Source organism: Streptomyces sp. P5F9, from assembly GCF_057961495.1.
Map to the genome: position 1 here is coordinate 1 of NZ_JBXVPZ010000347.1, position 10,557 is coordinate 10,557.

Genomic DNA, 10,557 nt, shown 5'->3' on the forward strand with positions numbered 1-10,557 from the left:
GGGACGGAGAGTGGGCAGGCCGGGTCCATCGGGCTCGGGTTCGCCATTCCCGTCAATCAGGCCAGGCGTGTTGCCGAGGAGCTGATCAATACCGGGAAGGCGACCCATCCGGTCATCGGCGTCACCCTCGACATGGAATACGCGGGGGACGGGGCTCGTGTCGCCACGAAGGGCAGCGGCGACGGGCCCGCCGTCACCGCGGGCGGTCCCGGTGCGAAGGCGGGGCTCAAGGCGGGCGACGTCATCACCCGGGTCGACGGCGAGCCTGTCCACTCCGGGAACGAGCTCATCGTCAGGACGCGTGCTCATCGGCCCGGCGACCATCTGCGGCTGACCTTGCTGCGAGGCGGCAAAGACATGACCTTGTCGCTCGTTCTGGGCTCGGCGACCGGTGATTGACAGAAACGTCACAGGTGAGAGGCCCGCGCCCCGTCCCACTAGGCAAACAACCCGGAAAACCGGTGGTGTACACCCACTCGTAGCCCCCGGGACAGTACCGGTCGGGTGGGATCGCCGGGTACCGTGGACCCGGCCCGGACCACGGAAGACCCGCACAGACCACCGAGGGCCGAGGACCGAGGACATCGCAAGGAGCTTCAGGTGTTCAATGACATAGGCCCGCTAGAGCTGGTGACGATCATTGTCCTCGCCGTGCTCGTCTTCGGTCCGGACAAGCTCCCGAAGGTCATCCAGGACGTCATGCGGACGATCCGGAAGATCCGAGAGTTCTCGGAGAGCGCCAAGGCGGACATCCGCGAGGAGCTGGGCCCGGAGTTCAAGGACTTCGACTTCGAGGACCTCAACCCCAAGACGTTCCTGCGCAAGCAGCTGGACAACGACGAACTGGGGCTCAAGGAGATCCGCAACGGCTTCGACCTGAAGAAGGAGATGGCCGAGGTCACGGAGGCGGTCCAGAGCGCGGACAACCCCTCCTCTTCCTCGCCGTCCTCGTCCTCCGGCAGCGGTCGTCTTGACATGACCAAGAAGTCCGAGGACCCGGAGAAGGACGACCGCCCGCCCTTCGACGCGGACGCCACCTGAGCCGTAGGCGGACGCCGGCCGAGCCGTAAGCGGACGCCGACCGAGCCGCATGAGGACAGTCGCCCGACCGCGTCCTACGTGACGCGTTTCATACGTCCCCAGCCACTTCCACGCCTCCGTACGGCCTGAACAAGGCCCCCGTGCGCCTCGCGCGCCGGGCGCTTTCCAGGCTGCCTCGCACGAGGTGGCTATGCTGCCGAGTTGTTGTGCGGACCGGGCGAGTCGCCCGAAGGGGGGCGGGCCGCCCCGGTCCGACGAGAACGAGGAGGCGTCCGGAGCATGGAGACGACGAGTCGGGTAGGCGCGCAGGCGCCGGCCGCGGAGGGTGGACAACAGCTCCCCTCCGCCCGGCGCACGGTCGACGGCTACCTGCTGGCGCCCTTCCCGTGGTACGGCCTCGACGAGGCCTTCACGGGACCGCGCTGGCTGATGCAGGTGGGCATGGCGGCGGACGGAGCCGTCGAGCACGGTTCGATCGGGCACGGCGACGAGCCCTCCGTACGCAACGAAGGCACTGAGGACAAGGAGAAGTTCGCGGTCGTCGTCACCGTCGCGGGCAACCCCGCCCGCCGCACCGCCGACGGCACGGGCCTCCTGGAGGCCACCTCGGTCTCCTCGGCGGCCTGGCTCGCCGGTGTGGGGCTGCTGTCCTTCACCTGGCCCGGCCAGATGGACCACACCCTGCGCGACGACTGGCTGGAGCAGCAGACGGAGACGGCCTGGGTGCTGGCCGACGACCTCGCCGGCGACGACTGGTCGACCCTGTCCCTCCCCGTGGACGGCGTGCCCACGCCCTTCCACTACCGCGAGTCCGAGTTCGGCTGGGTCCTCGCCGGGTCGACTCAGGAGGGCGTGCACGTGGGGGCGTACGGCCGGGGCATGAGCGCCTACGGGCTCGGCTTCGCCATGATCAAGGACATCACGATCTACGCAGCCCAGTAGCGGCTACGACGATGGGGGCGCCGTCTCACCGGACGGCGCCCCCATCGTCGTAAGAAGATCCCTAGAACTTGTTCCTCGGGGTGATCCCCAGCGACATGCCCGAAAGGCCGCGCTGCCGGCCGCCCAGCTTGCCCGCGATCGCTCGCAGTGCCGCGCCCGCAGGGGAGTCCGGGTCCGTCAGGACGACCGGCTTGCCCTCGTCGCCGCCCTCGCGGAGGCGGACGTCGATCGGGATGGAGCCGAGGACGGGGACCGAGGCGCCCGTCGTGCGCGTGAGGCCGTCGGCCACCGACTGGCCGCCGCCCGTGCCGAAGACGTCGACCATCTCGCCGCAGTGCGGGCACGGCAGGCCCGCCATGTTCTCGACCACGCCGACGATCTTCTGGTGGGTCTGTACGGCGATGGAGCCGGCCCGCTCGGCGACCTCGGCCGCCGCCTGCTGAGGGGTCGTCACGACCAGGATCTCGGCGTTCGGGACGAGTTGGGCGACGGAGATCGCGATGTCTCCCGTGCCCGGGGGCAGGTCCAACAGCAGGACGTCCAGGTCGCCCCAGTACACGTCCGCCAGGAACTGCTGGAGCGCGCGGTGCAGCATCGGGCCGCGCCACACCACCGGCGCGTTGCCCGGGGTGAACATGCCGATGGAGATGACCTTCACGCCGTGTGCCGACGGCGGCATGATCATGTTCTCGACCTGGGTGGGACTGCCGTCGGCGCCGAGCATGCGCGGGACGCTGTGGCCGTAGATGTCGGCGTCGACGACACCGACCTTCAGGCCGTCGGCGGCCATCGCCGCCGCGAGGTTCACCGTCACCGAGGACTTGCCGACGCCGCCCTTGCCGGAGGCGACCGCGTACACGCGCGTGAGGGAGCCGGGCTGCGCGAAGGGGACCTCGCGCTCGGCCTTGCCACCGCGCAGGGCGGTCGCGAGTTCCTTGCGCTGCTCGTCGCTCATCACGTCCAGGGTCACGTCCACACCGGTGACGCCCTCGACGCCCAGGACCGCCTCCGTCACGCGCTGCGTGATCGTCTCGCGCATGGGACAGCCGGAGACCGTCAGGTACACGGTGACCGCGACCGCTCCGTCCGCACCGATCTCCACCGACTTGACCATCCCCAACTCGGTGATGGGTCGGTTGATCTCGGGGTCGTTCACCGTCGACAGCGCTTCACGCACCGCGTCTTCCGTAGCCATAGGGTCGATGGTACGGCGCCGCGCCGGGCCCCAGGTAAGTCGGTCACCGGTCGTCTACGTCACGTCCGTGCGACCGTTCCGCCGGGAATACGACGTGTTTGTGGTGGCCGTTCTCCCGTTCGTCGAGCTCTTTCACCAGGTCCTGCAGCTCGGAGCGGATCCAGTCCCGGGTCGCGACCTCGCCGAGGCCGATGCGCAGGGCGGCGATCTCGCGGGTGAGGTACTCGGTGTCGGCGATCGACCGCTCGTTCTGCTTGCGGTCCTGTTCGAGGTTGACCCGGTCGCGGTCGTCCTGCCGGTTCTGCGCGAGCAGGATCAGCGGGGCAGCGTAGGAGGCCTGCAACGACAGCATCAGCGTCAGGAAGATGAACGGGTAGTTGTCGAACCGCACGTCCCGCGGCGCGAAGATGTTCCACAGCACCCAGACGATGATGACGATCGTCATCCAGACGATGAACCGCCCGGTGCCCAGGAACCGCGCGATCCGCTCCGACAGCCGCCCGAACGCCTCCGGGTCGTACTCGGGCAGGAACCGGCGCCGGGGCGAACGCGGCTGGTCGAGCCGGGCCCGGGTCCGGGTGGTGGCGGTCGCGCCCGCCGGTGTCCGCTCGCGCGTGGACTCGCGCTCAGGAGTCATGAGCCGCCGCCTCCTCAGCCTCTGTCGATGCCTCGTTCTCGCCGTCGCTGTCGCCCTCGTCGAGATGGAACTCGGTCTCCCGCCAGTCCTCCGGCAGCATGTGGTCCAGCACGTCGTCCACGGTCACCGCTCCGAGCAGCGACCCGGTCTCGTCGACCACGGGCGCCGCGACCATGTCGTACGTCGCGAAGAACCCGGCGATGAGCTGAAGCGTCGCGTCCGGGTCGAGCGGTTGCAGGTCGTCGTCGATGATCGCGCTGACCAGGGTGTACGGCGGGTCGCGCAGCAGCCGCTGGAAGTGGACCGTGCCGAGGTACTTGCCGGTCGGGGTGTCGTCGGGCGGGCGGCAGACGTAGACCTGGGCGGCGAGCGCGGGGGAGAGGTCGGCGCTGCGGACCCGGGCGAGCGCGTCGGCGACGGTCGCGTCCGGCCGCAGGATGATCGGCTCGGTCGTCATGAGGCCGCCCGCGGTGTGCTCCTCGTACGACATCAGGCGGCGTACGTCGGCTGCCTCGGAGGGCTGCATCAGGTTGAGCAGGCGCTCCTTGTCGTCCTCGGGGAGTTCGGAGAGCAGGTCGGCCGCGTCGTCCGGGTCCATCGCCTCCAGGACGTCCGCCGCGCGCTCCTCCTTCAGCTTGCCGAGGATCTCGATCTGGTCGTCCTCGGGGAGCTCTTCGAGGACGTCGGCGAGGCGGTCGTCGTCCAGGGCGGCGGCGACCTCGGCCCGGCGCTTGGGGGAGAGATGGTGCAGGACGTTGGCGAGGTCGGCGGGGCGCAGCTGCTCGAAGGTGGCCAGGAGGCTCTCCGCGCCCTGTCCCTGCTCCTCCAGGGAGAAGCCGGTGACGGCGGACCACTCCACGGTCAGCGTTTCGCCCTTGGCCCTTCTGAAGGCTCCGCCGGTCCTGCCTTTGCGGACGAAGACCCGGTCGATCTCCCAGTCGCGGCGGGCCGGCAGATGCTGCACGGACAGGTCGAGGACGGTGACCTCCTCGTCGGTCTCGACGAGGGTGACGCGCCGGTCGAGGAGTTCGCCGAACACCAGCCGCTCGGTGGGCCGTTGCTCGAAGCGGCGGACGTTCAGCACGCCGGTCGTGATGACCTGGCCGGACTCGATGCCGGTGACGCGGGTCATCGGGAGGAAGATGCGGCGCCGGGTGGAGAGTTCGACGACGAGGCCGAGCAGCCGCGGGGGCCGCCGGCCGACGCGGAGCATGGCGACGAGGTCGCGGACGCGGCCCACCTGGTCGCCGTTCGGGTCGAAGACGGCGACACCGGAGAGGTGCGACACGAAGACTCGGGGAGCGCCGGCTGCCATGGCCGCACCTCCTTCTTTCTTTGCTGATCCGCTGATGGATTCCGTGGTTTCCGGATGTTCCGAAATGCCTGCTCGGACGGGCTTCAGGCTAGCCCGTCCCCATGTGATCCGCGCTGGTGGGCGGTCCGGACGGACTGGCTCCGCCGACACCTCGCGGCCCCGGTACGCTGCCGTACGCCATCGCCCCCCTCGCACGGAAGGCACCCCACCTGTGACTGCGATCCCCCAGGTCCGAAACCGTCGTGCGGCGCTGCTCGGCGCGGTCTGTGTCGTGGCCCTGACGGGGTGCGGCGGCGGGGACCCGGACGCGGGGACCAACGGGGTCGGCAAGCTGGCCGCCGACAAGATCCAGTCCAGGTCGGTGACGGCCGCGGGTGCCGCCGACGCGGTACGGCTGTCCGGGACCGTCGTCACGAGCGGGCGGACGTACACGCTCGACATGCGGCTGAAGTCCGACGGCGGCAGCGGGTCGGTCACCTCGAAGGGGTCGACCTTCGGGCTGCTGCGGATCGGCGAGCAGCTGTACCTGAAGGCCGACGCGGACTTCTGGAACAGCAACGGGGACTCGGGCGCCGGCGACTCGCTGCACGGCAAGTACGTGAAGGTGCCGCAGGGGGACCCCTCGTACAAGAAGTTCAGTGGTTTCACGGACAAGGACGTCCTCCTCTCCAGTCTGCTGACCCTGCACGGTTCGCTCGCGACGGACGGGCACCACGCGCAGAACGGTGTCCGGACGATCCGCATCACCGGCGACGACGGCTCCGGCGGCACCCTCGACGTGTCCCTGGAGGGCAAGCCGTATCCGCTCCGGCTGGTCCGCGCGGGCGGCGCGGGCACCCTGACCTTCTCGGACTGGGGCAAGAGCTTCACGGTGAAGGAGCCGGCGGGCGACGACACTGTCGACTACGGCAAACAACTGCCGTCTTCCTGAAGGCAGTTACCGGCGTTTGCGTTTCTTCAGGAGCAGGCGCGGCAACCCGGCCGGGACCGGCTGACGGGTCGTCGCCGGGGTCGGCAGCGGGGGCTCCGCCAGCGAACCCTCCGGCAGGTCGGCCGTCGCTCCCGTCGGCTCCAGGCGCAGCACCCGGCACTCGCGGGCCCAGCGGGCCGTCATCGCCTCGCCGTCGGGGGCGTTGAGGCGCTTGCCCTTCAGCTCGGCGACGGCCGCCGTCCAGGCCTCGGAGTCCGGGGCCAGTTCCACGACCTTCGCCGTCCACGAGACGAGCCGGCCGCCCTTGTCCTTGCTGCGGACCGTGACCTCGGCGGGGCCGCCGTCGGTCAGTCCCGGCAGCGGCTGCTCGCCCGGTCCGTCGCCGATCAGGCAGGCCGCGCCCTCGTGCCAGACGTGCCACAGGGCACGGGCCGGGACGCCCGGACCGTTGACCCAGACGAGCCCGGACTTCTTCGTGGCCTCCTCGACGAGGGCCTGGTCGAGCAGCTCGCTGCTAGTCATGGGCTCAGCCTATCCAGGCCGCTCACAGCCAGCCGTTGCGCTTCAGCGTGCGGTGGATCGCCAGACAGACGGTCACGGTGAAGGCGAGCACCAGCGGATAGCCGTACTTCCAGTGGAGCTCAGGCATGTTGTCGAAGTTCATGCCGTACACGCCCGTCACCATCGTCGGTACGGCGATGATCGCGGCCCACGCGGTGATCTTCCGCATGTCCTCGTTCTGGGCGACGGACGCCTGCGCGAGGTTGGCCTGGAGGATCGAGTTGAGCAGCTCGTCGAAGCCGATGACCTGCTCGTGGACGCGGGCGAGGTGGTCGGCGACATCGCGGAAGTACTTCTGGATGTCCGGGTCGATCAGCCGCATCGGCCGCTCGCTCAGCAGCTGCATGGGGCGCAGCAGCGGCGACACCGCGCGCTTGAACTCCAGTACCTCGCGCTTGAGCTGGTAGATCCGCGCCGAGTCGACACCGCGCGAGACCCCGCCCTTGCGGCCCGGCGTGAACACCTCGGTCTCGACCTCGTCGATGTCGTCCTGCACCGCGTCCGCGACCGCGACATAGCCGTCGACGACGTGGTCGGCGATCGAGTGCAGCACCGCCGAGGGACCGCGGGCGAGCAGCTCCGGGTCGTCCTGCAGCCGGTGCCGCAGCGCCCGCAGCGAGCCCTGGCCGCCGTGCCGGACGGTGATGAAGAAGTCCCGCCCGGTGAAGCACATGACTTCGCCGGTCTCGACTACCTCGCTGTTGGCCGTGAGTTGGTCGTGCTCGACGTAGTGGATGGTCTTGAAGACGGTGAAGAGCGAGTCGTCGTAGCGCTCCAGCTTGGGCCGCTGGTGGGCCTGTACGGCGTCCTCGACGGCGAGCGGGTGGAGTCCGAACTCACGGGCGATACCGGCGAATTCGGCCTCGGTCGGCTCGTGCAGGCCGATCCACACGAAGCCGCCGTCACGGCGCACCAGGCGCATCGCCTCGTGCGGGGTGAGCGGCTTGCCGGTGTCGATACGGGCGCCGTCGCGGTACACGGCGCAGTCGACGACGGCCGAGGGGGTGCCGGGGTCGCGGGTCGTGTCGTACGCGCCGCCGTCCTTGCGCAGGGAGGGACGGGACGGGCGGACCACGGCACGCAGGTCGCGGATCATCGACATGGCGGGCTCCTTCGCGTCGAGCAACGAAAGGCGCCGGCGGACGGTTGGAACTGCCCGGAATGGGGACGTCCTGGGTACGGATGTTTGGCACGTCCACAAAGCGGGGAGCACCGCACCGTCGCGGTGGCGAGCTTCGCTACTGATACAGGCACTGACTTCGGAACAGACAGATCGGCCGGATCGAACACACCGGACAGATCAGGCAGATCAGGAAAAAGAAACGAAGTGCTCTTCCGCGACAGTGAAGAAGTGCGAGAGGCGGCGGCAGCCGGCTGGAGGCTAGAAGCAGAGCCAGAGCGACGACATCAGCGGCCGGAAGAGCGGGTGGTACTGCCAGGCCGACTTCGGTCCATTGCAGCCCCACCTCCTCCGGCCGGTCCCCCGTGGGGGAGTGTCAACGGCGTCGGGACTTGATGCGCGACGCTTCTGCGTGCTGCCCCGAACGACCGGCCAAGACTATCAGCCGACTGAACTGTCAAGGCGCTGCTTTGCCCGGTACTGACGAGTTCTATGCTCGCCGCATGGTTGATGTTCTTGCTCTGGTCGAGGCACGGTTGCGCACCGCGCTGGGCGAACCGGACGCCCGCGCCGCGGTCACCTTCCTCGGCACGGACCGCGTCGAGGTCCTGCGTTTCCCGGGCGACAACCAGGACGGGACCGTTGTCCGCTACGCCACCCTCGGCATGTCCGCGCAGCCGATGAGCGACCCCACGGCGATGCTCGCCGACCCGGTCGCGGGCCCGCGCGCCGAGCTGGTCCTCTCCGTCCGCGGCGGCCTCGCCGACACCGACAAGGTGCTCCGGCCCCTTGCCGTGCTCGCCGCGTCCCCGCAGGTCGAGGGTGTGATCGTGGCCCCCGGCGCCTCGCTCGACGTGGGTGAACCGCTGTGGCCCGGCGCCCCGTTCACCTCGGTGCTGGTCGCCGAGCCGGGCGGCCTGGTCGAGGACCTGGAACTGGACGAGCCTCTCGACCCGGTGCGCTTCCTGCCGCTGCTGCCCATGACCCCGAACGAGGCCGCCTGGAAGCGCGTCCACGGCGCCCAGGCCCTCCAGGAACGCTGGCTGACGAACGGGACGGACCTCCGGGATCCCTCCCGCAGGTCCGTCCCGCTCGACTGACTGTCCGACCGGCCGCGCGCGTGACCGATGTCACCAACGCCCGGCCGGAATCCGTCAGTTGGCGAACACCGCGACACTGTCCTCCACCGCGTGCCCGGGCTCCAGCTCCTCGGCCTCGTGCGTGAGCGCGTTCCGTCGTACGAGGACCACCAGCGCGCCCAGCGCCGCAGTGACGGCCGCGACCACGAACGGGATGTGGATGTTGCTCCACCCCTCGATCTTCGGCGCGAAGAACGGCGCGGCAGCGGCGGCGAACCAGCGGACGAAGTTGTAGCCCGCGCTCGCCACCGGGCGCGGCGCGTCCGACACGCCCAGGGCCAGCTGGGTGTAGACGGTGTTGTTCACGCCGATGAAGGCGCCGGACAGGATCGTGCAGACGATGGCGGTGGTGTGGCTGCCGTAGCCGAGGACCAGGACGTCGGCGGCGAGCAGTACGAGTGAACCGCCGAGCACCTTCAGGGAGCCGTAGCGGCCTTGCAGGCGCGGGGCGACGAAGACCGAGAAGACGGCGAGCAGCACGCCCCAGGCGAAGAACACGGCACCGGACTTGTACGGGGTCATGTTCAGCACGAACGGGGTGAAGGCCAGCACGGTGAAGAACGTGTAGTTGTAGAAGAAGGACGAGACGGCGGCGGAGGCGAGACCTCCGTGGCCGAGGGCCTTGAGCGGGTCGAGCAGGGACGTCTTCCGGGCCGGCTTCGGCTGTTCCTTCAGGAACACCGTGATGCACAGGAAGCCGATCGCCATCAGGAACGCGGTGCCGAAGAAGGGGTAGCGCCAGCTCTGGTTGCCCAGCAGGGCGCCGAGCAGCGGGCCGCAGGCCATGCCGAGGCCCAGGGCGGACTCGTAGAGCAGGATCGCGGCGGCGCTGCCGCCGGCCGCCGCGCCGACGATGACGGCGAGGGCCGTGGACACGAAGAGCGCGTTGCCGAGACCCCAGCCGGCCCGGAAGCCGACGAGTTCGCCGACCGATCCCGAGGTGCCGGCGAGGCCGGCGAAGACCACGACGAGGGCGAGGCCGAGCAGCAGGGTCTTCTTGCCGCCGATGCGGCTGGAGACGAAGCCGGTCACCAGCATCGCGATGGCGGTGATCAGGAAGTACGAGGTGAAGAGCAGGGAGACCTGGCTCGCCGTGGCGTCCAGGCCCTTGGCGATCGACGGCAGGATCGGGTCGACGAGTCCGATGCCCATGAAGGCGACGACCGAGGCGCCGGCGGTGGCCCAGACCGCCTTGGGCTGCCGCAGGATGCTGCCCGAGCCGGTGTCGGCTCCCTTGTCGAAGGGGTCGTCCATGCTTCCTCCCAAGTAGTTGGTATATGCACATAGTAAGTTAGACAAGGTAATGAATGCAAGTTACATCTAGTTCCGTTCCGTGAGTGGCCCGGCCGGACGGGTGATCGTCCTTGACGTGCGCGGGTGAGGGTAGGACCGTGGGGCCCTATGAGGGGCGAAGCCAGTTGCCCGAAGTGTGGTGGCCGGGTCAGGGCTCCCGGACTCTTCGCCGATTCCTGGCAGTGCGATGTCCATGGGACGGTGCATCCGCTGCAGCCCGTGATCCCGCCCAGCGTCGAGGCGCTCAGTGTCGTGGTGCATCGGACGAAGGTGCCGGTGTGGATGCCGTGGCCGTTGCCCGTCGGGTGGCTGTTCACCGGCGTGGCCTGTGCGGGGGACGACCGTAGTGGGGGGCGGGCTACGGCTGTGGCCTGTTCCGGGCC

At 69.5% G+C, this 10,557-nt stretch carries 12 protein-coding genes; 6 read left to right on the forward strand and 6 right to left on the reverse strand.

The genetic code is table 11. The features are described 5' to 3' along the window. From AC31A1_RS37485 to AC31A1_RS37495, 3 genes are all read left to right on the forward strand, one after another. Window positions 1-399 (forward strand): S1C family serine protease (locus AC31A1_RS37485; protein WP_489657576.1); only part of this gene is annotated, 399 nt, incomplete at its 5' end. Window positions 400-600: 201 nt separating this feature from the next. Next, window positions 601-1,041: a sec-independent translocase gene (locus tag AC31A1_RS37490; protein WP_489657577.1), complete on the forward strand. Its 441-nt coding sequence runs from the start codon at window positions 601-603 to the stop codon at window positions 1,039-1,041. A 279-nt stretch (window positions 1,042-1,320) separates the two neighbouring features. Continuing rightward, the gene (locus tag AC31A1_RS37495; protein WP_489657578.1) at window positions 1,321-1,983 is read left to right on the forward strand and encodes a hypothetical protein; all 663 of its coding nucleotides are present in this window, start codon (window positions 1,321-1,323) and stop codon (window positions 1,981-1,983) included. A gap of 61 nt (window positions 1,984-2,044) precedes the next feature. Here AC31A1_RS37495 and AC31A1_RS37500 read toward each other — a convergent pair whose 3' ends face one another. From AC31A1_RS37500 to AC31A1_RS37510, 3 genes are read right to left on the reverse strand one after another with little or no spacing between them, the layout of a single operon-like run. After that, the gene (locus tag AC31A1_RS37500; RefSeq protein ID WP_489657579.1) at window positions 2,045-3,178 is read right to left on the reverse strand and encodes an Mrp/NBP35 family ATP-binding protein; all 1,134 of its coding nucleotides are present in this window, start codon (window positions 3,176-3,178) and stop codon (window positions 2,045-2,047) included. Between the two features lie 43 nt (window positions 3,179-3,221). Next, entirely contained in the window at window positions 3,222-3,815 is a 594-nt protein-coding gene (locus AC31A1_RS37505; RefSeq protein ID WP_489657580.1) for a DUF1003 domain-containing protein, read from the reverse strand. Then, complete coding sequence (locus AC31A1_RS37510; protein WP_489657581.1) at window positions 3,805-5,130, reverse strand: magnesium transporter MgtE N-terminal domain-containing protein; 1,326 nt, start codon at window positions 5,128-5,130, stop codon at window positions 3,805-3,807. Before AC31A1_RS37510 ends, AC31A1_RS37505 begins: the two co-directional genes overlap by 11 nt. A 211-nt stretch (window positions 5,131-5,341) precedes the next feature. Here AC31A1_RS37510 and AC31A1_RS37515 point away from each other — a divergent pair, with 211 nt between their 5' ends. Then, on the forward strand, window positions 5,342-6,061 hold the full coding sequence (locus AC31A1_RS37515) for a LolA-like protein (protein ID WP_489657582.1): 720 nt from the start codon (window positions 5,342-5,344) through the stop codon (window positions 6,059-6,061). A gap of 6 nt (window positions 6,062-6,067) precedes the next feature. On the opposite strand, the gene AC31A1_RS37520 is transcribed toward AC31A1_RS37515, so the two are convergent. Both AC31A1_RS37520 and AC31A1_RS37525 read right to left on the reverse strand, forming a co-directional pair. Then, window positions 6,068-6,583 carry a hypothetical protein gene (locus AC31A1_RS37520; protein WP_489657583.1) on the reverse strand — a complete coding sequence of 172 codons (516 nt, stop codon included), beginning with the start codon at window positions 6,581-6,583 and terminating at the stop codon, window positions 6,068-6,070. A gap of 22 nt (window positions 6,584-6,605) precedes the next feature. Then, a complete protein-coding gene (locus AC31A1_RS37525; protein WP_489657584.1) occupies window positions 6,606-7,724 on the reverse strand; it encodes a magnesium and cobalt transport protein CorA in 1,119 nt (372 codons plus the stop codon). Between the two features lie 521 nt (window positions 7,725-8,245). On the opposite strand from AC31A1_RS37525, the gene AC31A1_RS37530 reads away from it, so the two are divergent. After that, window positions 8,246-8,842: a suppressor of fused domain protein gene (locus tag AC31A1_RS37530; protein WP_489657585.1), complete on the forward strand. Its 597-nt coding sequence runs from the start codon at window positions 8,246-8,248 to the stop codon at window positions 8,840-8,842. A gap of 54 nt (window positions 8,843-8,896) precedes the next feature. Here AC31A1_RS37530 and AC31A1_RS37535 read toward each other — a convergent pair whose 3' ends face one another. Further along, window positions 8,897-10,135, reverse strand: coding sequence for an MFS transporter (locus AC31A1_RS37535; RefSeq protein WP_489657586.1), 1,239 nt, complete (start codon window positions 10,133-10,135; stop codon window positions 8,897-8,899). 147 nt (window positions 10,136-10,282) lie between these two features. Here AC31A1_RS37535 and AC31A1_RS37540 point away from each other — a divergent pair. Continuing rightward, window positions 10,283-10,557: DUF6758 family protein (locus tag AC31A1_RS37540; protein WP_489657587.1), on the forward strand; the 275-nt coding region annotated here is incomplete at its 3' end.